This is a genomic window from Pacificibacter sp., assembly GCF_039769035.1.
In the GTDB taxonomy this organism is placed as follows: Bacteria; Pseudomonadota; Alphaproteobacteria; order Rhodobacterales; family Rhodobacteraceae; genus Celeribacter.
Genome location: NZ_JBDMZG010000076.1, coordinates 1 through 25,850, shown reverse-complemented (window position 1 = coordinate 25,850; position 25,850 = coordinate 1). Strand labels below are relative to the sequence as shown.

Annotated in this window: 21 protein-coding genes and 1 tRNA gene; 3 read left to right on the top strand and 19 right to left on the bottom strand. The window is 52.7% G+C overall.

Annotated features, from left to right (window positions below):
- On the top strand, nt 1-812 hold an 812-nt coding region (locus ABF287_RS07400; RefSeq protein WP_347184372.1), incomplete at its 5' end, for a Gfo/Idh/MocA family oxidoreductase.
- Between the two features lie 78 nt (nt 813-890).
- Here the strand turns inward: ABF287_RS07400 and sulP are convergent.
- The 10 genes from sulP to ABF287_RS07350 all read right to left on the bottom strand — a co-directional run bounded on the left by sulP (nt 891) and on the right by ABF287_RS07350 (nt 12,261).
- A complete protein-coding gene (gene sulP / locus ABF287_RS07395; RefSeq protein WP_347184371.1) occupies nt 891-2,672 on the bottom strand; it encodes a sulfate permease in 1,782 nt (593 codons plus the stop codon).
- A gap of 61 nt (nt 2,673-2,733) precedes the next feature.
- Entirely contained in the window at nt 2,734-3,009 is a 276-nt protein-coding gene (locus tag ABF287_RS07390) for a sulfur transferase domain-containing protein (RefSeq protein WP_347184370.1), read from the bottom strand.
- 141 nt (nt 3,010-3,150) lie between these two features.
- Nucleotides 3,151-3,567 (bottom strand): TIGR01244 family sulfur transferase, encoded by a 417-nt coding sequence (locus tag ABF287_RS07385; protein WP_347184369.1) that lies wholly within the window; start codon nt 3,565-3,567, stop codon nt 3,151-3,153.
- Nucleotides 3,568-3,650: 83 nt separating this feature from the next.
- On the bottom strand, nt 3,651-4,541 hold the full coding sequence (locus ABF287_RS07380; RefSeq protein WP_347184368.1) for an MBL fold metallo-hydrolase: 891 nt from the start codon (nt 4,539-4,541) through the stop codon (nt 3,651-3,653).
- A 21-nt stretch (nt 4,542-4,562) separates the two neighbouring features.
- Entirely contained in the window at nt 4,563-5,006 is a 444-nt protein-coding gene (locus ABF287_RS07375) for a DUF6691 family protein (protein ID WP_347184367.1), read from the bottom strand.
- Between the two features lies 1 nt (nt 5,007).
- Nucleotides 5,008-5,442 carry a YeeE/YedE thiosulfate transporter family protein gene (locus ABF287_RS07370; RefSeq protein ID WP_347184366.1) on the bottom strand — a complete coding sequence of 145 codons (435 nt, stop codon included), beginning with the start codon at nt 5,440-5,442 and terminating at the stop codon, nt 5,008-5,010.
- 347 nt (nt 5,443-5,789) lie between these two features.
- Entirely contained in the window at nt 5,790-6,914 is a 1,125-nt protein-coding gene (prfB, locus tag ABF287_RS07365) for a peptide chain release factor 2 (protein ID WP_347184365.1), read from the bottom strand.
- Nucleotides 6,915-7,070: 156 nt separating this feature from the next.
- Complete coding sequence (locus ABF287_RS07360; protein ID WP_347184364.1) at nt 7,071-9,581, bottom strand: PBP1A family penicillin-binding protein; 2,511 nt, start codon at nt 9,579-9,581, stop codon at nt 7,071-7,073.
- Between the two features lie 186 nt (nt 9,582-9,767).
- On the bottom strand, nt 9,768-11,003 hold the full coding sequence (locus ABF287_RS07355; RefSeq protein ID WP_347184363.1) for an N-acetylmuramoyl-L-alanine amidase: 1,236 nt from the start codon (nt 11,001-11,003) through the stop codon (nt 9,768-9,770).
- A gap of 97 nt (nt 11,004-11,100) precedes the next feature.
- Nucleotides 11,101-12,261 carry an aminotransferase class I/II-fold pyridoxal phosphate-dependent enzyme gene (locus ABF287_RS07350; RefSeq protein ID WP_347184362.1) on the bottom strand — a complete coding sequence of 387 codons (1,161 nt, stop codon included), beginning with the start codon at nt 12,259-12,261 and terminating at the stop codon, nt 11,101-11,103.
- Nucleotides 12,262-12,426: 165 nt separating this feature from the next.
- Here ABF287_RS07350 and ABF287_RS07345 point away from each other — a divergent pair, with 165 nt between their 5' ends.
- On the top strand, nt 12,427-13,194 hold the full coding sequence (locus tag ABF287_RS07345) for a DsbA family protein (protein ID WP_347184361.1): 768 nt from the start codon (nt 12,427-12,429) through the stop codon (nt 13,192-13,194).
- A gap of 66 nt (nt 13,195-13,260) precedes the next feature.
- On the opposite strand, the gene ispG is transcribed toward ABF287_RS07345, so the two are convergent.
- The 3 genes from ispG to hemA all read right to left on the bottom strand — a co-directional run bounded on the left by ispG (nt 13,261) and on the right by hemA (nt 17,067).
- Nucleotides 13,261-14,394 carry a flavodoxin-dependent (E)-4-hydroxy-3-methylbut-2-enyl-diphosphate synthase gene (gene ispG, locus ABF287_RS07340; protein ID WP_347184360.1) on the bottom strand — a complete coding sequence of 378 codons (1,134 nt, stop codon included), beginning with the start codon at nt 14,392-14,394 and terminating at the stop codon, nt 13,261-13,263.
- A 146-nt stretch (nt 14,395-14,540) separates the two neighbouring features.
- Nucleotides 14,541-15,743: a helix-turn-helix domain-containing protein gene (locus ABF287_RS07335; RefSeq protein ID WP_347184359.1), complete on the bottom strand. Its 1,203-nt coding sequence runs from the start codon at nt 15,741-15,743 to the stop codon at nt 14,541-14,543.
- 100 nt (nt 15,744-15,843) lie between these two features.
- The gene (gene hemA / locus ABF287_RS07330; protein WP_347184358.1) at nt 15,844-17,067 is read right to left on the bottom strand and encodes a 5-aminolevulinate synthase; all 1,224 of its coding nucleotides are present in this window, start codon (nt 17,065-17,067) and stop codon (nt 15,844-15,846) included.
- Nucleotides 17,068-17,323: 256 nt separating this feature from the next.
- Between hemA and ABF287_RS07325 the strand changes: the two genes are divergently transcribed.
- Nucleotides 17,324-18,718 (top strand): M20/M25/M40 family metallo-hydrolase, encoded by a 1,395-nt coding sequence (locus ABF287_RS07325; protein WP_347184357.1) that lies wholly within the window; start codon nt 17,324-17,326, stop codon nt 18,716-18,718.
- 23 nt (nt 18,719-18,741) lie between these two features.
- On the opposite strand, the gene ABF287_RS07320 is transcribed toward ABF287_RS07325, so the two are convergent.
- The 6 genes from ABF287_RS07320 to ABF287_RS07295 form a co-directional block, all read right to left on the bottom strand.
- Nucleotides 18,742-19,359, bottom strand: coding sequence for a histidine phosphatase family protein (locus ABF287_RS07320; RefSeq protein ID WP_347184356.1), 618 nt, complete (start codon nt 19,357-19,359; stop codon nt 18,742-18,744).
- A gap of 76 nt (nt 19,360-19,435) precedes the next feature.
- Nucleotides 19,436-19,511, bottom strand: a tRNA-Val gene (locus ABF287_RS07315).
- 80 nt (nt 19,512-19,591) lie between these two features.
- Nucleotides 19,592-20,002, bottom strand: coding sequence for an HU family DNA-binding protein (locus ABF287_RS07310; RefSeq protein ID WP_347184355.1), 411 nt, complete (start codon nt 20,000-20,002; stop codon nt 19,592-19,594).
- A gap of 254 nt (nt 20,003-20,256) precedes the next feature.
- Nucleotides 20,257-22,662 (bottom strand): endopeptidase La, encoded by a 2,406-nt coding sequence (lon, locus tag ABF287_RS07305; RefSeq protein ID WP_347184354.1) that lies wholly within the window; start codon nt 22,660-22,662, stop codon nt 20,257-20,259.
- A gap of 267 nt (nt 22,663-22,929) precedes the next feature.
- Nucleotides 22,930-24,060, bottom strand: a complete 1,131-nt coding sequence (gene tgt, locus ABF287_RS07300) for a tRNA guanosine(34) transglycosylase Tgt (protein WP_347184353.1) — start codon at nt 24,058-24,060, stop codon at nt 22,930-22,932.
- 173 nt (nt 24,061-24,233) lie between these two features.
- On the bottom strand, nt 24,234-25,571 hold the full coding sequence (locus tag ABF287_RS07295) for a nucleobase:cation symporter-2 family protein (RefSeq protein ID WP_347184352.1): 1,338 nt from the start codon (nt 25,569-25,571) through the stop codon (nt 24,234-24,236).
- Nucleotides 25,572-25,850 lie beyond the last annotated feature (279 nt).

The window sequence follows — 25,850 nt, the reverse complement described above, 5'->3', positions numbered from 1 at the left end:
TGGCGGCCACACTCGAAGATGCTTTGAAAATTGAAGAGGCCGTCGCGCGCACCGGCAAGCTGTTTATCTTAACCCACAATTACACCGGCTATCCGCTGATCCGGCAGGCCCGCGAGATGGTGGCCAATGGCGATTTGGGCGATTTACGCATGGTGAATGTGGAGTACGTGCAAGATTGGCTGACCGAACCGGCGGATGCAGACAACAAACAGGCCGATTGGCGCACAGATCCGGCGCGCTCAGGCCTCGGCGGCTGTATCGGCGACATTGGCACGCATGCTTTCAACCTTGCCTCTTATGTGACGGGGCTGGAAACGGAGCACTTGGCGGCGGATTTGACCGCTTTTGTGCCGGGGCGTCGCGTTGACGACAATGCGCAGGTGATGTTGCGGTTTAAAGGGGGTGCTAAGGGCATGCTTTGGGCGTCACAAATCTCAGTTGGCAATGAAAACGCGTTGCGACTGCGGATTTATGGCACCAAGGGCGGATTGGAATGGGACCAAGAGACCCCGAACCACATGACGGTCACGCAATTTGGCCAACCCAAGCAAATCTATACCCGTGGTGGCGCCTCAGCCGCTGGCGCGGGCCTTCGCGATTTACGCACCCCAGGCGGACACCCTGAAGGCTATTTGGAAGCATTTGCGACGATCTATACCGAAGCGGCGCGGCTAATTCGCGCACGCGCAGATGGCGCTGACGTGACTGACGGCGCACATACGCCCGATATTACTGACGGCATTGCGGGAATGAAATTCATTGCTGCCTGTATTGAGAGCTCGCAAAACGACACGCGATGGACGTCGCTTTAAGGTGACGTCCCCTTTCCGGCCCAAACGCAAAAAGGCCCCGCAAGCAACCGCGGGGCCTTTTTATGAAATGGGTTAACATCAGGCTGATTGCGGTTCCGCCTGCCCTTCAAGCGCTTTGATCGCCGCGAACTGAGACAGGAAAACCTGCCCTGTCAAAGACTGCAAGAAATGCGATTTCTGCAATCGGTCCATCACCGGACCTTTGACTTCTGACAAATGCAACGAAATGCCCTGATCTTTCAGGCGCAAGTTGATGGCCTCAAGGCTTTCCAGCGCAGAGTGATCAATTTCGTTCACCGCAGGGCACATCAAAACGATGTGCTCGATCTCATCGCAATCGGCGACACGGTCATAGATGTAGTCTTCCAAATAGCGTGCATTGGCAAAGTACAGACTTTCATCCACGCGGATGGTCACAACATGTGGCGCAGTCAGCACCTCGTGGCGTTTGATATTGCGGAAATGTTCGGTGCCAGGCACCAGCCCAACTTCAGCAATATGCGGACGCGATGTTTTATACAGGTGCAACCCGATGGACAGGATAACGCCTGCTGACACACCCGTTTCAACACCAAACCCGAGCGTCAGCAATATCGTCGCCAAAACAGCCACAAAGTCCGCTTTGCTGTACGACCAAGTGCCGCGCAGGATCGAAAAGTCCACCAGAGACATCACAGCGACGATAATCGTCGCCGCCAAAGTTGCGATCGGCAAAAAGTATAGCAAGGGCGTCAAAAACAGCGCGGCCAAGCCAATGCCAATCGCCGTAAATGCCCCAGCAGCAGGTGTTTCTGCACCTGCGTCAAAGTTCACAACAGAGCGCGCAAATCCACCTGTCACGGGGTACCCGCCTGATACGGCCGCCGCGATATTGGACGCCCCAAGCCCGATCAGTTCTTGGTCAGGGACGATGCGTTGACGCCGCTTCGCTGCCAAAGTTTGCGCAACGGAAACAGATTCAACAAACCCGATGATCGAAATCAAAACGGCAGCGCCAAACAACTGGGACCAAACCTCACCGGAAAAAACGGGAAGCGTCAAAGGCGGTAGGCCGCGCGGCACATCGCCTACGATTTTCACACCGTGATCTGCGAGACCAAAGATCAAAGACACAAGCGTGGTGACGACAACGGCCGCAACGGGACCCGCTTTGGTGGCAATATCGGCCATACGAGGGGTCAGACCCCTTCCAATCAAAAACGGCTTAAGTCCCTTGCGCACCCAGAACAAGAATGCGGTCGCAGACACACCAATCACCAAGGTGATGTAGTTGATTTGTCCCAAATGACTGACAATCGATTGAACGGTTTCGATCAATGTATGACCAGACGCAGAGACACCCAAAATGTGCTTGAGTTGTGAGACCGCGATCAAAATACCAGATGCTGTGATGAAGCCTGCAATAACTGGGTGGCTGAGAAAATTCGCCAAGAAACCAAGTCGAAACAATCCCATAGCCAACAGAATAAGGCCGGACAAAAACGCCAAAGTAATCGCGGCCATTGCATATTCAGCCGTGCCTTGCAGCGCCATATTTCCAACAGCCGCCGCAGTCATCAGCGACACAACGGCCACCGGTCCAACGGCCAAAGCACGCGAGGTGCCGAAAATAGCATAGGCCACAAGCGGCAAAATGGAGGCATAAAGCCCCATTTCCGCCGGCAATCCAGCAAGCAATGCATAAGCCAAAGATTGCGGAATAAGCATGATCGTCACGATCAAGGCCGCAATACCGTCGTTGGTCAATGTATCGCGATTGTAGCGAGATCCCCAATCCAAGATGGGAAAAAATCTGCGAAGAGCTTGAAGGTTAAAAGACACGAGGACGTTCCTTAAACAAATGGCGCATGGCTTGGGCATATATCCCAAGTTTGCGTTCTGGGCCTTACTGGGCCGTTACTTTTTCTGATTTCGCGCGCATTCAAAGACGCAGCAACTGCAGCTCACGCTGCGCCGCCTGACACTGCTGTGCTGTCTCGTCTTTAACAATGCCAAGGGTCACAGGCAGATAGAGAAGCCCCAGTCCCGCATCGGCGGCTGCGCTGGCAATTTCTGCGTGACTGGGTTGGTCTGCAGCGTCCCCTTCAGGGCGATTGCAGACAATGGCGCGAAATCCTTTACGCGCCAAGGTCGTCACACCTCTGGGATGACACTGTCCGCGGGCGGACATCCCATTAGTGATTTTCTTCAGGTCCATTTCGCATCTCCTCGCACAGCGTCCGTGACGGAACATCCCGCCCCGAAGTGGTCGCATAAGTTTTTGCCACTTAGGCAACTTGAGCCTTGGCAGCCCGCTTATGGACGCATTCGAAACAGCTGCGCGAGACCCGCGCGAAGGCTATTTGCCTGCGAGATAAGCGGCCATACCGCGTAGATCGTAACCACCATTGGCGGCTTGGCTGATAATGTCTTCGGCGTCCATTACACCCGCCTGAGACAGCGCCCAAAGGGTGCAAGACCGCGTACCTGAGCGGCAGTATGCATAGACAGGTCCGTCGAGCTCGGTCATCACTGCGGTCATTTCAGCACTCAATTCATCGGTGAACTGACCCGGATAAACAGGCATGTACCGAAAGTTCAGCCCCGCCGCTTTGGCAACTTCACCAATGGCAGCAGATTGAAGCGCCTCTTGGACTTCTTCGTCTGGGCGATTGCAAATCAAGGTTTTGAAACCACGTTCGACCAAGGTGCTCACGTCTTCGGGAAAGATTTGTCCACTGACGGTGAGTTGATCGTTGATTTTATTGAAATCCATGAGGTTTACTTTCCGAGTTGTACATTCAAGACCGTCCTGCCCCCGAGTTGGAACAAAACGGGGCACAGGAGCAATCTTAAGACTTACAGACCGTTCACGGGCACCTTAAGGAAAGTTTTGCCATCCTTATCGGCCGGGGGCAATTCCCCAGCACGCATATTCACCTGCAAAGACGGAATAATTAGCCTTGGCATGTCCAATTGAGCATCCCGTTCTTCGCGAAACTTGACGAATTCCTCTTTTGTTTTGCCTGCGCCTACGTGAATATTGTGCTCTTTTTCCGCGCCCACGGTGGTTTCCCACTCAATATCGCGACCGTTCGGGCCGTAATCGTGACACATGAACAGACGCATATCTTCGGGCAAAGCCAGCACCTTTTGAATGCTGTCAAACAGCGTAGCCGCATCCCCACCCGGAAAATCAGCGCGCGCAGAGCCGCCGTCAGGCATAAACAACGTGTCACCTGTGAAGGTCGCGTTGCCCACTGTAAAGGTCATACAGGCTGGCGTGTGACCGGGCGTATGCATCGCAAAACATTCCAGTTCGCCGATTTTCAAAGTGTCACCGTCTTTGAGCAGACGATCAAATTGCGAGCCGTCGCGTTGGAATTCGGTGCCCTCGTTGAACACTTTGCCGAACACATCCTGCACAATCGTGATGTTTTCACCAATCGCGATTTTGCCACCAAGCTTGCGTTGAATGTAGGGCGCGCCGGACAGATGATCTGCGTGGACATGGGTTTCCAGCAGCCACTCAAGGGTCAAACCTTCAGATTCTATGTAAGCGATGACTTCATCAGCGCTTTCGTAAGAAATCCGTCCAGCGGCATAGTCGATGTCCATGACACTGTCCACGATAGCACAGCTGTTCGACGCAGGATCCTTGACCACATAGGTAATGGTCCAAGTCGCCTCGTCAAAAAACGCTTTGACGTCCGGAGTTTGCGACATATCGACGGGGTATGAATGTGTCATGAGTTCGTCCTCTTGTCAGTCTTATGCAGCAGGGCGCGATGCGCGCAGTGCGGCTCGTTTCATCAAGTATTTGGCGGCAATGATACCCGCAACCAAGGCTGCGAAAAAGATAAACACGTCAATGTCACCTGTACCAAGTGCCGGAATTGCGCCACCAGGACAGAACCCAGCAATACCCCAACCAATGCCGAACACGGCAGCACCCCCAACAAGACGCGCATCAATTCTGCGGCTCGTTGGCACGTTAAACGTTGGTTCAAACACAGGTGTATCCCAACGCCCAAACACAAATCGATATCCGATAAAGGCCGTCACCAATGCGCCGCCCATAACAAAGGCCAAGGATGGATCCCAAGTGCCAGCAACATCAAAGAAGTTCACAACTTTCGCAGGGTTGGCCATGCCACCCAGAGAAATGCCAAGGCCAAACATCAGGCCGATAAAGTATGTCAAAACATGTTTCATCTTAGATCCCTCCAAGAACGTGGCGCACGATGTAAACCGTGATGCCTGTAGAAATCATAAACGTGATCGTCGCAGTGATCGAACGTGGGCTCAGCCGTGCCATGCCACACACACCGTGACCAGAGGTACAGCCAGAACCATATGTCACACCGATACCAACAATGAACCCGCCAACAATCAACGCCAAACGTGACACTGGCACGTCAATCGCAGGCATCGCACCTGTGAACAGCATATAGGCCAAAGGACCTGTGACCATGCCAGCCAAAATAGCAGCACGCCACGCCAAATCGCCTGAGCCACCGGGGGTGAAAAAGCCAGCCAAAATCCCAGTCGCGCCAAAAACGCGGCCCTGAAAGGCCATGAGCAAAACCGCAGACCCGCCGATCAGCAAACCGCCGATCAATGAGGCCCAAGGCGTAAATTCCGTAATCATTGTGCGTTTCCTTTTCCAAGACACGTCGTAGCGCGCCGTATTTGATCCCTGTCTACGACATGATTCATATCACGTCCGTGAGTTTGTCACATAAGTATTGTGAAAGCTGAATATTATATTGGATTATGCATAGCCGCTTTGTGAAAACGGTATTTAAACGCACGTACGACACCAAAAGCGATCAGCACAAAAGCGTATTGAAGCGCCAGCAGCGCTTTCTTGTGCCAAAAGAAGTCAAGGCAGCGTCAGGTTAGACAAGCCCCATGCTTGGCATTCATCGGCGCAAAATCTGCAGTGAGTCTTAAACAGCGGATCCCAAGACAGGCGATGTTTCGGCGCCGGTCCTTTTATTCGCCCTGCGCGTCCGCGCGGGATTTGCCTGACACGTTTTGTGCCAATGTTGCAGCCATAAGACCGTCCAAGTCGCCGTCCAAAACGCCTTTGGTATCTGACGTCTCAAAGTTTGTGCGCAGGTCTTTGACCATTTGGTATGGCTGCAAAACGTAAGACCGGATTTGGTTGCCCCAGCCTGCATCACCAGCGTTTTCATGCACTTCGTTGACCATGGCAGAGCGCTTGTCCAACTCGATCTGGTACAAGCGCGATTTCAACGCTTTCATGGCGATGTCACGGTTTTGGTGCTGCGATTTCTCGGATGACGTCACCACGATGCCTGTCGGCGCGTGAGTGATCCGCACGGCGGAATCCGTGGTGTTCACGTGCTGCCCACCTGCCCCAGAAGACCGGTAGGTGTCGATGCGAATGTCCGCAGGGTTCACTTCGATCTCGATGTTGTCATCCACAACGGGATAGACTTTCACCGAGGTAAAAGACGTGTGGCGTTTTGCGGCGCTATCGAATGGCGAAATACGCACAAGACGGTGCACGCCGCTTTCGGATTTCAACCAACCATAAGCATTGTGGCCAGAGATTTTGTAAGCGGCAGACTTGATGCCAGCTTCCTCGCCCGCGCTCTCAGATTGCAGCTCGACCTTGTAGCCTTTTTTCTCGGCCCACCGCACATACATCCGCGCAAGCATAGACGCCCAATCGCAAGACTCAGTGCCGCCTGCGCCAGAGTTGATTTCCAAGAACGTGTCATTGCTGTCCGCTTCGCCATCCAGCAAGGCTTCAAGTTCTTTCTCCGCGGCTTTGACTTCCAACGCTTGAAGCGCTTCTTCGGCCTCGGTGATCACCTCTTGGTCGTCTTCCATTTCGCCAAGCTCGATCATATCGATATTGTCTTGCATCTCTTGCGCGATGCTTTTGGCTGTGGCGACAGCGTCCATCAGGGTTTGGCGTTCGCGCATCAGCTTTTGCGCCTTTTCAGGATCGTCCCACAGAGTTGGATCCTCGATCATCGCGTCGAACTCTTCCAAACGATGCGGCGCCGTGTCCCAATCAAGACGCTGTTTCAACAGGTCGATTGATTTTTCGATCTTGGTAACGGAGTTTTGGATCTCGGCGCGCACGTGCATCTACCTTGTATGAAATGGCCTAAGGAGCCGCATTTGAATTGGGGAATACATGTACGAGCGCGGCACCGTAGACACAAGGGAATTCAAGCCCCTCATCGCCAGCTAAGCCGCGTTCGTTTTGAAAACTGCGCCCCGAAGGGCGCGGATAAGTTAGTACAAACCACCCGATGACAGCGAATTGATCGTCGCCTTCTTCGGAATCTTCACGACAGCACCGGTATCAGTTTGAACGTTGCGATCACCTTCGTCGCTTGGACTGTCAACCGTGAACAATGGCAAGTCAGACCCCATCGCGAAACCACCATCAAAGGTGATGCCAAACACAGGTTCTTCACCGTCACGGAAGTATTCTGCAACCACGGTTTCGCCAGTCGCATCGTCGGGCAAACGCGCGCCTGTAATGCGGTCGATTTTGATAAAGTGGCCACCGGGCGGCACACGGAATTTACCGGAGCCGTATTTTTCGACCGCTTTTTGCATAAATTCATCGAACACAGGCCCACAGAACCCACCGCCAGTGGCACCAGGCATCGCTTTAGGTCGATCAAAACCAATGTAGCAGCCAGCAACGATATTAGAGGTAAACCCAACGAACCAAGCATCTTTGCCTTCATTCGTCGTACCAGTTTTACCTGCAACAGGAACAGACAGATTGATCCGTCCGCTGGCAGTGCCGCGCGTGACAACGCCCTGCATCATTGAGGTCAATTGATACGCAGTGATCGCATTCATCACGCGTTCACGGTTCGACACAATCGTTGGCGCCAAGCCCGCACTGATGGCTGGCACCTCACATTCATCACAAACCCGCTGGTCATGACGATAAATTGTACGGCCCCAGCGATCTTGAACGCGGTCAACAAGCGTCGGTTCTACACGTTCACCACCGTTCGCAAACATTGCATATGACGCAACCATTTTGAACAATGTGGTTTCTTCAGCCCCCAAGGAGGACGCCAAATACTGGCCCATTTTATCATAGACGCCAAAACGTTCGGCGTATTTGGCGACAACATCCATCCCGACCTCTTGCGCCAAACGGATTGTCATCAAGTTGCGTGATTGTTCGATACCTGTTCGCAGCGGTGTTGGGCCGTAAAAACGCCTTGATGCATTCTTTGGACGCCAAACGCCTTGCGGCGTATTAATTTCAATTGGCGCATCGACGATGATGGTCGCAGGTGAAAAGCCCGAATCCAATGCGGCGGCGTAGACGAAGGGTTTGAACGAAGACCCCGGCTGACGCGTTGCTTGTGTTGCACGGTTTAGCTCGGAGTTCTGATATGAAAACCCGCCCTGCATCGCCAAAACACGACCGGTGTTGACGTCCATCGCCATAAAGCCACCCTGCACGCCCGGAACCTGACGCAAAGACCAACGGATCAAATCGCCAGTCCCGTTCTCACCAGATGTGATCTGCCGGACGTGAACAACGTCACCACGCTCGAAATTGTCTTTGAACGATCCCTTCATCCATTCGATGTCTTTGCGCGGCACTGACACCTCACCAACGGTTTCAACCATCAGCGACATAGATTTATCGCCCACGCTGTTCACAGCACCAACAAACCATTGACCATCAAGTTTGATGTCGCGCGCAACCGATACATCGCCCAAAGCCGCTTCCCACGTGCCGTCATCTAGCGTTGCAGCATCAATCGATTTGCCTGTACCAGTCCACGTTCCCCAACCGCGGTCAATCGTTTCAAGCCGCTGTTGCAAGGCATAAGACGCTTGTGTTTGCAGCTCAGGATCGATTGTCGCCCGAATGGACAAACCGCCCTCAAAGAACTCTTCTTCGCCAAAGTTCTTGGACAATTGGCGACGAATTTCGTCGGTGAAATATCCACGCGGAGGCAGCGCCTTGCGGTAGCTTTCATAGTCGCCGTTCTGAACGGATTTGATCGGTTGTGCTTTAGCGGTGTCATACTGCTCTTGCGTGATGTGACCGTTTTCAAACATTTCACGCAGGGCAACGTTGTTGCGGCGATCCATGGCGGCATCGTAATTCTTCACTGGGTGATAGGAATATGGCGCTTTTGGATGAATGGCCAAAAAGGCCGCTTCTTCAATCGTCAACTCACTCAGCGACTTGTTGAAGTAAGTCTGAGCCGCAGCAGTCACACCAAAAGACCGCGCCCCAAGGTCGATTTCGTTCAAGTACAGGGCCAGAATGTCGTCTTTTGAAAGCGTCTTCTCAATACGAGCCGCCAAGATAATTTCTTTAATTTTGCGTTCTGCAGACCGATCAGAGGACAGCAAAAAGTTCTTCATGACCTGCTGCGTGATCGTGGACGCACCGCGACAGCGTGCGCCCTGCGCACATTGGATGGCCGCTTTCACGATCCCGAGCGGATCATAGCCCTTGTGAGAATAAAAGTTTTTATCCTCAACAGAGATAAAGGCGTATTTTACCAGATCGGGAATTTCTTCAGCAGGCGTGTACAAACGGCGTTCACGCGCGAATTCATCGATGATCCGCCCCTCGCCCGAATAGATGCGGCTGATAGTCGGCGGCGTATAGTTTGCCAGCGCTTCGTGATCCGGCAGGTCTTGGCTATACATCCAAAACACGCCACCAATCACAGCCGCGCCCAAAAGAGCCGCCGTGGTGAGCCACGAAAAAATAGACCCTAAAAAGGATAAGATAAACCGAGCCAAAGTAAGAGCCTTTCCAGCAAGCGACAACACGAGTCACCGCTCGCGCCTAAATCTGCAGTTTCTCCATATACGCCAGCGTCGCGCGGGTCAAAACCATCGCGCGCAAATGTGAGCATAATTGTGCGCAAGATTGACCAAATCTACAGATCAGTCTTTAAAAAATCAAAGGAACGGAACGTCACCCAGCTAGGGTTTGACTTTCAAGGCAAGGGCCCGTTCTTCGTTTGCCCAGGCCGTCAAAGCATCCCGAATGGCCTGTGCCGCGGTGTTGCGCCAGTCCGCATCCACCAAATTAGCGCGATCTTGCGGCGAGGACAGAAAGCCAAGTTCAAGCAAAACCGACGGCACATCGGCTGATTTAAGAACCGAGAAGCCTGCCTCCATCCGCGGGTGTTTGTACATTTCGATCGACTTTTGCAGCCCATCCACCAGCGCGTTAGCCAATCTTTCTGTACGAGGTTCCGTTTCGGTGCGCGCCATATCCAACAAAACTGAGGCAATCACATCGTCATGGTCGGTTAAATCAATGCCCGCCAAAATATCAGCGCGATCATGACGTTCAGCAAGCCTCAAAGACGCCTCGTCAGTGGCACGTTCGGCCAAGGTATACACCGTTGCCCCTACCGCTTTTCCTTCCAAAACCGCATCAGCATGCAACGATAAAAATACGTCTGCCGCCACCGACCGCGCGATTGAAGTGCGGGTCTCAAGTGGGACGAAATTATCACCGTCTCGCGTCAGAATGACCTCAAAATCCCCAGCGCGGAGCAAGACATCACGCAACTCTTGCGCAAAAACCAACATCAAATCAGCCTCGCGCTGCCCATCACGTTCTGCACCAGGATCAATGCCACCATGCCCCGGATCCAAGACAACCCGCAAAGGACGCGACCCAAGTGGGGCTCGTGCGACATCCCCCAACTCGGCGGCATCTCCAGCCAGCGCAAATTGCGCCGTCACCGGCACGCCTGTTCTTTGCGAGAAGACCTCATCTTGAATTGAAACAAGGTTCACCTGTAGCACAGCTCCGTCAGGCGTGCGTTGCATCTGCGCGGTACTCACCACCAGTGGTGCATCCAAGTCGAGAACCATCCGTGACCATCCAGGGCGAAAGTTTCCCACCCGCACAGCCGCGATTTGATTGGCTTGATCAAAGGCTACAGGGTTAAACCCCGTCCAATCCACTTCAGCAAAATCAACGACCATGCGCCGCGGATCCGTTAAGGTAAAAATGCGATATGGCACAGGCTGACTGAGCGCCAATGTCAGGGACGCAGTGTTGGCATGTCCAACAACTTGCGAGCCGTCTGCGCGCACCTGCGCCAATGCAACAAGGTCCTGTTGGGCCACAACAGAAACGGGTGTGAACACAGTCCACACGCCAAAGGCCGCCGCCAGAACACAGGGTTTTAAAAACTGCATATTTACCTCATCTGGGCCATATCTTTGACCCTTGCGATGTAGCCTAGCGTGGCAAAACGAAAATTTCCAGAAAGGAAAAATAGTATTTATAGCCAACCTAGGAGGACGAAGCCGCACCCCGACGGGCTTGCATAAACGCCGTCAACCGACGCAGCCCCTCAATGATGTCCTCAGTTGAGCGCGCATAAGAAAACCGCAAGGTCTGCGCCCCGCGTTGCTTGTCGAAATCCAAGCCAGGTGTGACGGCAACGCCTGCCTGCTCTAAAATCTCCGCGCAAAACGCGCGACTGTCATCGGTCAAATCCGACACATCCGCGTAAATATAGAACGCGCCATCCGGAGGGGCGATTTTGTCAAATCCCGCTTTCGGCAAGTCCGCAAGCATCAATCTGCGATTTTCGGCGTAAACCTTTGTATGCGCTTCGCATTCCTCTGTCGCCTCAAGCGCACCCAATGCCGCAATCTGTGCCGCGTGCGGCGGGCAGATAAACAGGTTTTGTGCCAGACGTTCGACAACACGCACATGATCTTGCGGCACCACCATCCAACCAACACGCCAGCCGGTCATGGAAAAATACTTGGAAAACGAATTGATGACATAAACATCATCCGACACTTCCAAAGCTGAAACCGCGCGTCCCTCGTATTGAATGCCGTGATAAATCTCATCAGATATGAACGAAATATCTTTAGCAGCGCAAGTTTCGATCAATGCCGCCATGGCATCACTGTCCAACATGGTACCAGAAGGATTTCCCGGTGAGGCAACAATCAACCCATCCAAGTCACTTGGTAAGTCCTCTGGAACGGGCTGCAACCGGTTTTCAAGTTTTGATTGAATGCCAACGGGGTCTAGATCAAGCGCGCTCAAAATTTGCCGATAAGACGGATATCCAGGTTCACCAAGTCCGACCTTCGCCCCCGCATCAAAAAGCGCTGTGAAAGCCAAGATGAAAGCACCCGAAGACCCTGAGGTCACAACAACGCGTGCAGGGTCAAGGTCAATCCCGTACCATTTTTTGTAAAGATCAGCGATGCCACGACGCAATTCCGGCAACCCCAAAGCCACCGTATAGCCCATGGGCCCCTGCTCCATTTCTTGCGCCAATCGCGCGCGCGCTTTGCCCGGCGCACCTGTGGCTGGCTGCCCGACCTCCATATGAATGATGTGGCGCCCCTGTTCTTCAGCGGCGCGCGCGGCCTCCATCACATCCATGACGATAAACGGGTCAACAGCACTGCGGCGTGAAATTTTCATTTGCGATCACTCTCGAAACAGGTTTGCACCTACGGATGCCAGCGCACCACGCAAAATACAATGCCACAATCATACAGAATGCATCACTCTGTTCACAAAACTGTTTGCTAGACGCTCGTGCTGTGTGTGCTAGTCTTTGCAGTAACTAGAATTCGGAGAGATTTCATGCGCTTCACCCGCCCCCTTATGACGCTTTGCGCCAGTGCGCTCATGGCTTTTTCAGCCGCCGGCACAGGTTGGTCAAGCGACCTACAAGATCTGTCGGCGAAAGAACGCGACGCGTTTCGCGCCGAAGTGCGCGCCTACCTTTTGGACAACCCTGAAGTGCTGATGGAGGCGATTTCCGTATTGGAACAACGCCAAGCCCAACAGGCCGAAGTGTCAGATCGCCAGATGGTCGCAAACAATGCAGCGGCGCTTTTCGAGACCTCAACGGATTTGGTTTTGGGCAACCCTAACGGCGACATCACCATCGTTGAGTTTTTGGATTACCGCTGTGGCTACTGCAAAAAAGCCCATCCTGAGGTGAATGCATTGCTCGAAAATGATGGCAACATCAAATTGATCGTCAAAGAATTCCCAATCCTCGGGGACGCGTCTGTCCTCGCCTCACGCTTTGCGATTGCGACACACATCGTGGCAGGCGATGCGGCTTACGCAGACGTCCACGAAGCACTGATGAACGCGGGCAACAACGTGACCGAAGGCAGCCTGAAACGCCTGCTCCGCGGCACAGACGTTGACGTGGATGCGGTGATGGAGACGATGAATTCCGAAGAGGTCACTAAGATTATCGTGACCAACCGCGCGCTTGGTCAGGCGATGCAAATCAGCGGCACGCCGAGCTTTGTGTTTGAAACAGAAATGCTGCGCGGATACGTGCCTTATGACCGCATGATCCAATTGGTCACGGAGCTGCGCGCCGAGGGCTAAACCTTGCAATAGTGATGAAACGCAAAAGCCCCGCTCAATCAGCGGGGCTTTTTCATTGTGATTTGATTATTCCGCAGCTGCGTCTTCAGCTGCCATCTTAGCCGCAATCTCGGAAGCCTTCTTTTCGACCTGCTCGACAATATGTTCGACCATGTCATCGTTGGATTGTTTGTGAGATTGCTTCCCGGCCAAGTACACCATGCCAGAGCCCGCTCCGCCACCGGTCCAACCCACGTCGGTCATCAAAGCCTCACCCGGCCCGTTCACAACGCAACCAATAATCGACAGGCTCATTGGGGTTTTGATGTGCTCCAAACGCTTTTCCAACGTCTCGACGGTTTTGATCACGTCAAAGCCTTGGCGCGCACAGCTTGGGCAAGAAATGATGTTCACACCGCGGTGGCGCAAGCCCAACGATTTGAGGATCTCATAGCCTACTTTAACTTCTTCGACAGGATCAGCAGACAATGACACACGAATGGTGTCGCCGATGCCAGCCCACAGCAACTGCCCCATGCCAATCGCAGATTTGATCGTTCCAGAGGTCAAGCCGCCGGCTTCGGTGATGCCCAAATGGATCGGTGCATCTGTAGCTTCAGACAACTGTTGATACGCAGCCGACGCCATAAACACGTCAGACGCTTTCACTGAGATCTTGAACTCGTGGAAATCGTTGTCTTGCAGAATCTTGATGTGATCCATACCACTTTCGACCATCGCGTCGGGGCACGGCTCGCCATATTTATCCAACAGATGTTTTTCCAAAGAACCAGCATTCACACCGATGCGGATAGAGCAGCCATGATCCTTGGCCGCCTTGATCACTTCCTGAACCCGCTTTTCATCGCCGATATTGCCAGGATTGATGCGCAGACATGCAGCCCCTGCTTCGGCGGCTTCGATCGCGCGCTTGTAGTGGAAATGAATGTCGGCAACGATCGGCACCGGACTTTCGCGGCAAATCTCTTTGAGCGCTTTTGTAGCCCCCTCATCAGGCGCGGACACACGTACGATATCTGCACCAGCATCGGCCGCACGGATCACCTGATCCAAGGTTGCGCGCACATCTGAGCTGTCGGTATTGGTCATGGTTTGAACAGAAATCGGCGCGCCGCCCCCAACGGGCACATTGCCTACCATAATTTGGCGGCTTTCACGACGATAGATATTTCGCCATGGGCGGATGTGGTTCAAAGACATGGAACACCTTTCGGATCAAAGAGCGGCTGTGCGCTATAGATAAGATGGAGTTCCAAGCGGGGCAATGCCACAATGCGCACATTCAGCGCAAAGCCGCGCACAGTCGCACCGCGCATCACAAGAGAACCATCAGTGAAGGGGTGGATTTACTCGGCAGCCGTGTTTTGAGCGACTTTAAACATCTCAGCAACAAAATCATTTGCGGCCAAATCAACTTGCTCAAAGGTTGTTGAGATATCAATTTCAGACAAAGCGATCTTTTTCACAACCACGCCCGACTTTCCTGCGGGGCCGAATGCCTGTCCGTTAACGGCAAAGTAAACACCGCCCGCATTGCCCGCACGCAAGAGCGGCGGCTGTTCGGTGGCAGGTAGAACATAGCGCTCGCCGGAATCCATGATTTTTTCCAAAAGCACAGAGCCATCAGCAGAACTCACGCGCACCCACGATGGACGCACAGCAATCAAAGCAACTTCGGGTGCTGCCTCTTCCACAACTTGCACTGCAGGTTCGTCAACGATAAACGCAGCTGCGTCAGCCAATTGGTTCGACATGGCGGAAAGGCGTTCTTCGGCGCTTTCTTGTGCCAATGCGCCACTACGACGCGGGTCAAGGGTCGCAATTGGTCCATCACGCGGAACGAGAACCGGCGTGTTCAACGCCTGTGGTCGATACAAACGATCCAACGCTTCAGACGCGCCATAGTTCACATCAACGCTTTCGTTCAAACCAGCAACAACGATGGGATTTTCGGGCAAGGTTGTCGTCTCAGACGCAACACCGGGCGCTTGATCGACGGGAGCCAGTTGCACCTTTTGAATTTCTTGCAATACGGACCAACCGCCATAGCCAATCACCCCTACGAGGGCGAGCAAAACAGCTGTGGAACCAATGGCCCCCGGCTCAATCCGTGACAGAAAGCTTTCGCCGCGCGGCACGAAGGTTGCATTCGGGTCGGAAAAAGGATTGTCAGACTTGCGTGTTGCCGCAGCCGCAGCGGATGATTTGCGCGAAGTTGAGGCTTCTGGCGACATGCCATGCGCAACGGCGAAACCACTTTCGGAACTAAAGCGCTCGTAAGCCCACTCAGGATCAAGATTGAGGTAGCGCGCATAGGACCGCACATAGCCAGCAATAAAGCCTTGAGTTTCGAATACAGAAGGGTCGGAGTTTTCAATCGCAGCAATATAAGTTGCTTTGATTTTCAGTTCGCGCTGGACGTCGAGAAGGGATTTTCCAAGAGTCGCGCGTTCCCCGCGCATGACGTCCCCAAGCTTAAGCTCGAAATCGTCAAAACCGCGTGGCTGCTGTACCTCTTCGACTGGTGGTTTATTCCACCGTCCCAACATGCGCATACTTCGATTTGCCCCAATTTGATCCAGCGATTCGTTCACCAGATCACTATTTAGTTATCATATGCCCAACAAGCACGCACAGAGGGAAAGTGGGTTACCCTGCCATTTCGGCACGATTCAGCGCACAATGCGACCAAAGTTCGTCCAAAGCGCGCACCAATACATCCATTTCGCGCGGGCCGTGAACTGGCGATGGGGTAAAGCGAAGCCGCTCTGTGCCGCGTGGAACTGTCGGGTAATTGATCGGCTGAACGTAAATTCCGTAGCCATCAAGCATCATGTCAGACATCAGCTTCGTATGCTTAGGATCACCCACAATCAGCGGCACAATGTGACTGCCATGATCAACGATCGGCAAGCCCATGCCCTTAAGACGCAGCTTAAGGATTTTGGCTTGCGTTTGATGCTGCTCACGCAACCCTTGATCAATTTTCAGATGCGCAATGGATGCGGCAGCGCCCGCAACAACAGCAGGTGGCAAGGACGTGGTAAAGATGAAGCCCGGCGCGTACGACCGAATGGCGTCACACATCTTCGCAGAGGCGGCAATGTACCCACCAAACACACCGACCGCTTTACCAAGCGTGCCGTTGATAATATCAAGGCGGTGCATCAGACCATCGCGCTCTGCAATCCCTGCCCCGCGTTCGCCGTACATCCCAACCGCGTGCACTTCGTCGATATAGGTCAGCGCGTTAAATTCATCGGCCAAATCGCAGATCTCTTCGATCGGACCGAAATCGCCATCCATAGAATAAATAGATTCAAAAGCGATCAGCTTTGGCACGTTTGGATCGTCGGCCTCAAGCAATTCGCGCAAGTGAGCGACATCATTGTGACGGAAAATACGCTTTGCGCCCCCATTGCGGCGCACACCTTCAATCATTGAGGCGTGGTTGAGTGAATCCGAGTAAATAATTAGGCCCGGGAAAAGCTTCGGCAACGTCGACAAAGTCGCATCATTGGCGATGTAGGCAGAAGAAAACACCAAGGCCGCTTCTTTTTGGTGCCAATCGGCCAACTCAGCCTCAAGACGTTTGTGGTAAACGGTTGTGCCCGAAATATTGCGTGTACCACCAGAGCCTGCGCCCGTGGCTTCTACCGCTTCTTTCATCGCTTCAAGAACAACAGGGTGCTGGCCCATGCCCAAGTAGTCATTGCCACACCAAACCGTCACAGGCTGTTGCGTCCCATCAGGCTTGTTCCACACAGCATGCGGGAAATTCCCGCGCTCCCGTTCGATATCAATGAACGTCCGGTAGCGGTCTTCATCGTGCAAACTTTGAAGCGCTTCATCGAGCTGTGCAGTGTAGTTCACGGGTCGTCCTTTCGTGCGTTCGTCGTCGGCCGTTTTGGCGGCCTGATACTCAACTTGCAAAACATATTCAAAAAACGCAAGATATTTAAGTAATCAACTGTGCGACTTGTTCTGTCGACTTTGTGTAGCTTCTAGCAAAAACATTTGGGAATGATCTATATCAAACTGCACCCCGCGACTGGACACCGCAGGTCATCACAGTAAATTGGCACCACTTTCCCCTCTCCCCACTCAAAGTGCACAAGGCGTTTTTACAATGAACACCCGTCTCGATCCTGTCCTGTCCAATATTGATGCTGATCTGCCCAATGCTCTTGAGCGTCTGTTGGACCTCATGCGCCTTAAATCCATTTCGACAGATCCCGCATACAAAGATGATTGTGCTGCCGCTGCTGAATGGTTGGTCAAAGACCTGACGTCGATTGGCATCGATGCTTCGATTTACGAAACGCCGGGACACCCAATGGTCATGGGACATATCGACGGACCTGAAAATTCCAGCGCACCGCACCTCGTCTTCTATGGCCACTACGACGTTCAACCTGTTGATCCCATTGAACTTTGGGATGCTGATCCATTTGATCCTCAGATTGAATCGACCGCCAAAGGCCAAGTGATCCGTGGGCGAGGATCGTCCGATGACAAAGGCCAATTGATGACATTTGTTGAGGCCTGCCGTGCGTGGAAAGCCGAACACGGAGAACTCCCCTGCGAGATCACGTTCTTCTTCGAAGGCGAGGAAGAAAGCGGCTCCCCATCGCTCGTTCCCTTCATGAAAGAGCACGCAGACAAGCTCAATGGCGACGTGGCTTTGATCTGTGATACGGGCCTCTTCGGTCACGACACACCCGCAATTGTCACCATGTTGCGCGGGCTTATGGGTGAAGAAATTGTGATCACTGCGGCAAACAAAGACCTGCATTCTGGCATGTTCGGCGGTATTGCGCGCAATCCGATCCGCGTTTTGACCAAGATTCTGGCTGGCCTGCACGACGACTCAGGTCGCGTCACCTTGCCGGGCTTTTACGACGGCGTGCCAGAATTATCCGATGAGTTGCGCGCACAATGGGACGCATTGGCCTTTAAACCAGAGCAGTTCTTGGGCGAAGTCGGCCTGAATATCCCCGCAGGCGAAGACGGTAAAACTGGCTTGCAAATGATTTGGTCAGAGCCAACCCTTGAATTCAACGGCATCAATGGCGGCTACACAGGTGCTGGGTTCAAGACCGTTTTGCCGTCACAAGCCTCGGTAAAACTGTCCGCGCGCTTGGTCGGCGACCAAGACCCTCATAAAATTCGGGCTGCCCTGCACGACCATGTGCGCGCGAACCTGCCTGACGATTGCACTGTAGAATTTCACCCACATGGCGCATCACAAGCGTCAGTCATGTCGACCGATCACCCTGCATTTGAAAAAGCCCGCGCGGCACTTTCAGACGAATGGCCCAAAGATGCCGCGTTCGTTGGCTGCGGCGGGTCCATCCCAATCGCGGGGCATTTCAAAACAATCGTTGGGGTCGACGCAATGTTGGCGGGGTTTGGGCGTGATGATGACCAAATTCATTCACCAAACGAAAAATACGACGTCGAGTGTTTCCACAAAGGCATGCGCTCTTGGGCACGCATCTTGGATGCCGTGTCAAAAGACTAAAGCGCAAGTTTGCGTTTAAATGCTTATTCAGCGTGGGTGTCTTTGAGGTAAGCCTCTGCATCCGCGCTGTTTTGCAACAGGGTCTCAACACCATTTGACAGCGCGAAAACAACACCCTGATGATGCGGCAGTTGCGCGATCTCTGACATCGACAGCCCACGGATCAATCCGCGCAAGAATGCAGACACCACCCCATGTGAGACAATTACAGTCGGTCCGGTAAGTCCCGCGAGATAGCGACGGCATCTTAGATCAAGCGCCTCTGCCCCTTCGCCATCTGGTGCAGATAAAAACAGATCGAACATGTCTTTTTCTTGCGCTGATCCACCACGTTCGGCGACAACATCGGCACGCAAGCGGCCCTCCCAACTGCCAGCGGAAACTTCGACCAACCCGTGCACAGCTTCAACCGTGTGACCATTCGCTGCGCAAACAGCCGTGTCCCATGCGCGCGCAAGTGGACTGGCATGAATTGAAATCTGAGGGAATGCGGTCAAAATGGGCTCTAATATAGCCCTTTGAGCCAACGCTTGCGCCTGTCCTTTTTCAGTCAAAGGACTATCCAGACGGCCCTGCAAGCGACCTTCAAGGTTCCACTCAGTTTGACCGTGACGCAAAAGAAAGATGGGGTGTTTTATCATGCAAATTAAGTAGCTTGTGGCAAGAAGTGGCGCAACGAAAAAGGGCACACCTTTCGGTATGCCCTTCGAATTTCGGTGGTGGGTCGTGAGAGGCTCGAACTCCCGACATCTTCGGTGTAAACGAAGCGCTCTACCAACTGAGCTAACGACCCGCCGTGGCGCGGTATGTAGCCTTAGCTTGAACCCGATGCAAGGGGCATCGAGAACTTTTTTAGCTTTCTTCTACAATCGATTAATCCGATTCAGATGACGTCGTCTTATCAGCGCTCGCACTTGAAGCACTGCCCGCAATCATACCTTTTGCGCGGCGTAATTTCGTGATCATCACAAACGCGTTTTCTACTTCCTTGTAACGATTTACCGTCATTTTTCCGAGGGGCGGCACGTTAAGTTCTGCACCGTCTTGCAGCAGATCGCCCAATTCTTTGAGCGTCGCCTCGACAACTGATTTGGCCTGACTTTTTTTGACCCCAGACCGTTCGACAATTCGATCGATGAACTCTTTTTTCTTTATAACATTGACGACGCTAACGTCTCCATCCGAAGAGACTTCATTTGCACCAGACGTTTCTTCTGAAACGACCTCCAGTGCTTTGGGTTCTACATCAGTGGTGCTGGATTTTTGTGAGCTTTTAGCCGCCATGTTGCAGACCTTTTTGAATGAGAATTTCCGCGAACCCTACATCACTACACTTGTGTGAAGCAATTGGGATTAAGTCAAAACCGTATTATAAGGCGCACCGTGCAGGCGGCACCCACATATCTGCGCCACCAGCAACGCAAGTTGAAACCGCAACCCACAGCTTGCTACGCAAAAAAGGCCCTCCATTTCGGAAGGGCCTTTTGTCATTTCAGGCTGTCACACATTGTGAGCGACAAACCGTTTTGCTGATTTGATCAGTGTGCGATGGCTGCAGGTATTGCAGCTGGCGCCGTCGCTTTTGCCAAACGCGCCGCGTCGTCAGCTTCTTGGTCCCAATCGATCGCTTCTGGTGCGCGTACCAAAGCGTGTTTGAGCACTTCGGAAACATGCGTCACAGGAATAATCTCGAGACCTTCTTTGACATTGTCAGGAATGTCCGCAAGATCTTTGACGTTTTCCTCAGGGATCAACACAGTGGTAATGCCACCGCGCAAAGCCGCCAAAAGCTTTTCTTTCAAGCCGCCAATCGCAGTTGCATTGCCACGCAATGACACCTCACCCGTCATAGCAATATCTTTGCGCACCGGAATTTTGGTCAACACAGACACGATCGTTGTCACCATCGCCAAACCGGCAGATGGACCATCTTTCGGAGTCGCACCATCAGGCACGTGCACGTGAATATCGAGCGTATCGAACACAGGTGGTTTGATGCCGATTTCTGGCGCAATCGACCGTACATAGCTTGATGCGGCATCGATGGATTCCTTCATCACATCGCCCAGCTTACCAGTTGTTTTCATCCGGCCTTTGCCAGGCAAACGCAGAGCTTCGATTTGCAACAAATCACCGCCAACAGATGTGTAAGCCAACCCCGTCACGACGCCAATTTGGTCTTCCTTTTCGGCCAAACCGTAACGCATCTTTTTGACGCCCAAGAACTCTTCAAGATTCTTCGGTGTAACCTCAACAGATGTCGTTTTCTTTTTCACAATTTGCGTCAAAGACTTACGCGCAACTTTTGCCATTTCACGTTCAAGGTTTCGCACGCCAGCTTCGCGCGTGTAGTAGCGGATGACATCCGTGATCGCGTCATCGGAGATAGAAAACTCAGACGCTTTCAAACCATGATTTTTGATCTGTTTCGGGATCAAGTGCTGTTTTGCGATCTCTGCTTTTTCGTCTTCGGTGTAGCCAGACAATGGAATGATTTCCATCCGATCCAAAAGCGGACCAGGCATGTTGTAGCTGTTAGACGTTGTCAAGAACATCACGTTTGACAAGTCGTACTCAACCTCCATGTAGTGATCTACAAATGTAGAGTTCTGTTCTGGATCAAGCACTTCGAGCATCGCAGATGCCGGATCGCCACGCATATCCTGACCCATTTTGTCGATCTCATCGAGCAAAATAAGCGGGTTGGTTGTCTTGGCTTTTTTCAGCGCCTGAATGATCTTACCGGGCATAGAGCCGATGTAAGTCCGGCGGTGACCGCGGATTTCAGATTCGTCGCGCACGCCACCAAGTGAAATGCGAATAAATTCACGGCCAGTCGCCTTGGCAACCGATTTACCAAGCGAGGTTTTACCCACACCAGGAGGACCCACAAGGCACATAATTGGCCCTTTGAGCTTTTGACTGCGTTGCTGCACCGCGAGGTATTCAACAATGCGTTCTTTAACTTTATCGAGACCGTAGTGATCCTTATCGAGCACCTCTTCAGCCCGTTTCAGATCCTTTTTCACGCGGGATTTGACGCCCCATGGAATAGACAGCATCCAGTCCAGATAGTTGCGTACAACTGTGGCCTCAGCGGACATTGGGCTCATAGATTTGAGCTTTTTCAACTCAGCAGCGACTTTTTCAGCGGCTTCTTTGGAGAATTTGGTTTTGGCGATTTTCTCTTCGAGTTCGTTGATCTCGTTCGCGCCCTCTTCACCGTCGCCAAGTTCCTTTTGAATGGCCTTCATTTGCTCATTCAAATAGTACTCGCGCTGCGTCCGCTCCATCTGGGATTTGACGCGTGTTTTGATCTTTTTCTCGACCTGAAGCACGGACATTTCGCCCTGCATAAGTCCGTAAATCGCCTCAAGACGTTCTTCAACTGTCAGCGTTTCAAGCAAGCTTTGTTTTTGGGCAACTTCAACACCCAAATGCCCCGCGACAAGATCCGCCAATTTGCTTGGATCTTTGGTGTCATCGACAGCTGTCAAAGCTTCTTCGGGGATGTTTTTCTTGATCTTCGCGTAATTTGAAAACTCTTCGGTGACAGAGCGCACAAGCGCGATCACGGCTTCAGGGGTGCCTTCGGCTTCCTCCAACGGGGAAATCGTGGCCTCAAAATAGCTTTCGTTTTCAACAAAATCATTGATTTTGACACGCTTTTCGCCCTCGACAAGCACTTTGACGGTGCCATCTGGGAGCTTGAGCAATTGCAGTACATTCGCCAAAACGCCGGTCCGGTAGATACCATCAGCTTCGGGTTCGTCGATCGACGGATCAATCTGAGCGCTCAAAAGGATTTGTTTGTCGTGAGACATCACTTCCTCAAGCGCATTTACAGATTTTTCACGCCCGACAAACAAAGGCACGACCATATGTGGGAAAACCACAATATCGCGCAGTGGAAGTACGGGGTACGATTGAAGTTGCTCGTGCATTTTGTGTCCTTATTTTGCAAAAGAGCCCAATCCCGCTTTGCGGCAATCCTTGGCCCTTTCCTGACTTGGTCCATCACATTTGGGCATAGCGGCCCATAAGTTCAACCAAGCACAGCTGGATTACTTAGGAGTTTGCCCGCCTTCGGCACAACTCGCAACCGTAGAAATGGCAAAAATTCGCGTGATTTTGTCAAGATCTACGCAAGAAGTTCAGATCAGGCGCATATTTAGCGCGTCTGACTAAATTCACGACGACTTTACGTTCGGCTAAAGCGGCTCGATGTCGCCCAAGGCCCGTTGGGCATGGAAATCAGCTTCCCAATCGTCAAAAGTGCCTGCTGCGATCGCGTCGCGCATGCCCTGCATGATGTCTTGGAAGTAGTGCAAATTGTGCCACGTCAGCAGCATGCCCGAGATCATTTCGTGCGAGCGATACACGTGATGCAGATAGGCGCGCGAATATTGCGTACACGCTGGGCAACCACAGGCCTCGTCCAATGGGCGCGGATCGTCGGCATGGCGGGCGTTTTTCAGGTTCAGCGCTCCGCGACGGGTGAACACTTGACCGTTGCGACCTGAGCGAGATGGTAAAACGCAATCCATCATATCGATGCCACGTTTCACGGCACCCACGATATCATCAGGCTTACCCACGCCCATCAAGTAGCGTGGTTTGTCTTGGGGCAGAAAATCAGGCGCGTAGTCCAGCACGCCAAACATCGCCTCTTGCCCCTCGCCCACGGCCAATCCGCCAACAGCGTAGCCGTCAAATCCGATATCAACGAGCGCTTTGGCGCTTTCTTCACGCAGATCGGGCGTCACGCCGCCTTGCATGATGCCGAACAAAGCATGTCCGGGACGGTCGCCAAATGCGTCTTTTGAGCGCTGCGCCCACCGCATCGACATGCGCATGGATTTAGCCACATCTTCGTCACTTGCTGGCAGCGCAGGGCATTCATCGAAACACATCACGATGTCAGAGCCGAGCAGTTTTTGAATCTCCATCGAGCGTTCCGGCGTGATGACATGCTTAGAGCCATCCACGTGAGAGGCAAAGGTCACGCCCTCTTCATTGAGCTTGCGCAGGCCCGCGAGGCTCATTACTTGAAACCCGCCACTGTCGGTCAAAATTGGCCGATCCCAGTTCATGAACTTGTGCAGCCCACCCAAGCGATCAATACGTTCCGCCGTGGGACGCAGCATCAAGTGATAGGTGTTCCCCAGTAAAATATCCGCCCCTGTCGCGCGCACGCTTTCGGGCATCATCGCTTTCACCGTGCCAGCCGTGCCCACAGGCATAAAGGCAGGCGTGCGAATGTCGCCGCGTGGGGTTGAGATCACGCCCGTGCGGGCCTTGCCATCTGTGGCATCGAGGGAAAATGAGATTCGTTGTGTCATGGATCAGGACTTAGCGCTAAATGCAGGCGTGGACCAGAGGGGCGCAACGTGCAGATGTCTGACCGACACCGACACTCTGTACGGCCAGTGTCGTGACTTCAAAATGCAAAAGCCCGCCAATCTGTTTGGCGGGCTTTCGTTTTTGGGCCTTAAAGGCATCGATCAAACTGGATCTAAGCCTTGTCTTCTGGGATCACCAAAGACAGGATTATTGCGCTTAGACCGGCCAAGGTGATCGGGGCGGCGAACACCTGCTTCATGAAGGTCGGCAAATGCTGTGTTGCATCAGGCACAAGCGTGACGCCCAGCGCGAGGCCGAAGGACACCGCCATGATGTAGACACGGCGCAAAGTCATTTCTTGAGACGCCAGAATGCGAATGCCTGCAACCGCGATAGACGCAAACAAAACAACCGTTGCCCCACCCAATACAGGCTTTGGAATGATCAAGAAGAAGGCGCCAACGATAGGAAACAGACCCATCAAAACCAAAAAGCCGCCAATCCACATGCCGACGTGACGACTGGCCACGCCTGTCATTTGGATAACGCCGTTGTTTTGCGAAAACGTTGTGTTTGGAAAAGTATTGAACACAGCCGCAATTGCGGAGTTCACACCGTCACCCAAGACGCCACCTTTGATGCGCTCCATATAGACATCACCCTCAACAGGTTCACCTGCAATAACGGAGTTCGCGGTCAAATCGCCCGAGGTTTCAATCGCAGTCACCAAATACAAAAACGCGATTGGCAAGAACAAACCGAAATCAAAGCTGATGCCATATTTAAACGGAATTGGCAGAGCAAACAGTTGTGCATTGCTCAGCGCGCCGAAATTCACCAAGCCAAAGAAACTAGCTACAATTGTGCCGACAATCAAACCGATCATGATGGCAGCAATGCGCAGCATCGGATTACCCAAGAACGTTGTGACAAGGATCACAGCAACAACCAAAAGCCCCAACAACAAGTACAAAGGCTTACCAAGATCATCACCCGCAGTCGCGCCACCGGCAAAATCGGTAAAGCCCGCTTTGATCAAACTGAGGCCAATGATGGTAATTACCACTCCTGTGACTGTCGGCGTGATAATGCGCTTAAGCTTATCCAAGAACCGCGACAGGATGATCTCGATCACAGACCCCGCAAGACACAAACCAAAGATCATCGCCAAGATATCTTCTGACGTGCCGCCTTGTCCCTTAACGGCGAAGCCTGCTGCGAGAATAGCGCCAAGAAAGGCAAAGGACGTGCCCTGCACACTGAGCAATCCCGACCCAACAGGCCCGATCCGCTTACATTGAATAAAGGTGGCCACGCCTGACACGAAGAATGCCATCGCAATGAGATAGGGAATGTTTTCCCCAAGTCCCAAAACGCCGCCGATAATCAACGAGGGTGTCGCGATCCCTACAATTGATGCCAGTACGTGTTGAAACGCTGCCAACGCAGCTTTCGGCGGTGGTGGTACATCAGTGAGCTTATACACCAATTGTGTGTTCTGTTCTGTCATTGTCGTCCCCTTATGTCCGATGGATAAAGACTGCTCAGTTTGCTGTGACATGAAAAGCGTTAGACCTTTTGTAGACGCACCCGATGTCTTCATAGCTCCTTGTTGGCGCTATTTTGGGCAGATTGGCGGCCTTATGGGGTATAGTGCTGCGAAATTAAGCAATAATGTCAAGCTTTTCTCCTCTCTCCTCTCTCCTCTCTCCTCTCTCCTCTCTCCTCTGTGAAATCCTAGGTCGGTAATTCGGCCTCAACGACTAACTATCCAAAACTCAAAAAATCA

Excerpts from the sequence above, each read along its gene's own strand:
- ABF287_RS07335 (WP_347184359.1), bottom strand. The coding sequence starts at position 15,743 with ATGTTGGGACGGTGGAATAAACCACCAGTCGAAGAGGTACAGCAGCCA.
- ABF287_RS07355 (WP_347184363.1), bottom strand. The coding sequence starts at position 11,003 with ATGCAGTTTTTAAAACCCTGTGTTCTGGCGGCGGCCTTTGGCGTGTGG.
- ABF287_RS07295 (WP_347184352.1), bottom strand. The coding sequence starts at position 25,571 with ATGACAGAACAGAACACACAATTGGTGTATAAGCTCACTGATGTACCA.
- ABF287_RS07320 (WP_347184356.1), bottom strand. The coding sequence starts at position 19,359 with ATGATAAAACACCCCATCTTTCTTTTGCGTCACGGTCAAACTGAGTGG.
- ABF287_RS07385 (WP_347184369.1), bottom strand. The coding sequence starts at position 3,567 with ATGGATTTCAATAAAATCAACGATCAACTCACCGTCAGTGGACAAATC.
- sulP (WP_347184371.1), bottom strand. The coding sequence starts at position 2,672 with ATGCCCAAGCCATGCGCCATTTGTTTAAGGAACGTCCTCGTGTCTTTT.
- lon (WP_347184354.1), bottom strand. The coding sequence starts at position 22,662 with ATGCACGAGCAACTTCAATCGTACCCCGTACTTCCACTGCGCGATATT.
- ABF287_RS07390 (WP_347184370.1), bottom strand. The coding sequence starts at position 3,009 with ATGGACCTGAAGAAAATCACTAATGGGATGTCCGCCCGCGGACAGTGT.
- ABF287_RS07345 (WP_347184361.1), top strand. The coding sequence starts at position 12,427 with ATGCGCTTCACCCGCCCCCTTATGACGCTTTGCGCCAGTGCGCTCATG.
- tgt (WP_347184353.1), bottom strand. The coding sequence starts at position 24,060 with ATGACACAACGAATCTCATTTTCCCTCGATGCCACAGATGGCAAGGCC.
- ABF287_RS07370 (WP_347184366.1), bottom strand. The coding sequence starts at position 5,442 with ATGATTACGGAATTTACGCCTTGGGCCTCATTGATCGGCGGTTTGCTG.
- ABF287_RS07310 (WP_347184355.1), bottom strand. The coding sequence starts at position 20,002 with ATGGCGGCTAAAAGCTCACAAAAATCCAGCACCACTGATGTAGAACCC.
- ispG (WP_347184360.1), bottom strand. The coding sequence starts at position 14,394 with ATGTCTTTGAACCACATCCGCCCATGGCGAAATATCTATCGTCGTGAA.
- ABF287_RS07380 (WP_347184368.1), bottom strand. The coding sequence starts at position 4,541 with ATGACACATTCATACCCCGTCGATATGTCGCAAACTCCGGACGTCAAA.
- ABF287_RS07350 (WP_347184362.1), bottom strand. The coding sequence starts at position 12,261 with ATGAAAATTTCACGCCGCAGTGCTGTTGACCCGTTTATCGTCATGGAT.
- ABF287_RS07325 (WP_347184357.1), top strand. The coding sequence starts at position 17,324 with ATGAACACCCGTCTCGATCCTGTCCTGTCCAATATTGATGCTGATCTG.
- ABF287_RS07375 (WP_347184367.1), bottom strand. The coding sequence starts at position 5,006 with ATGAAACATGTTTTGACATACTTTATCGGCCTGATGTTTGGCCTTGGC.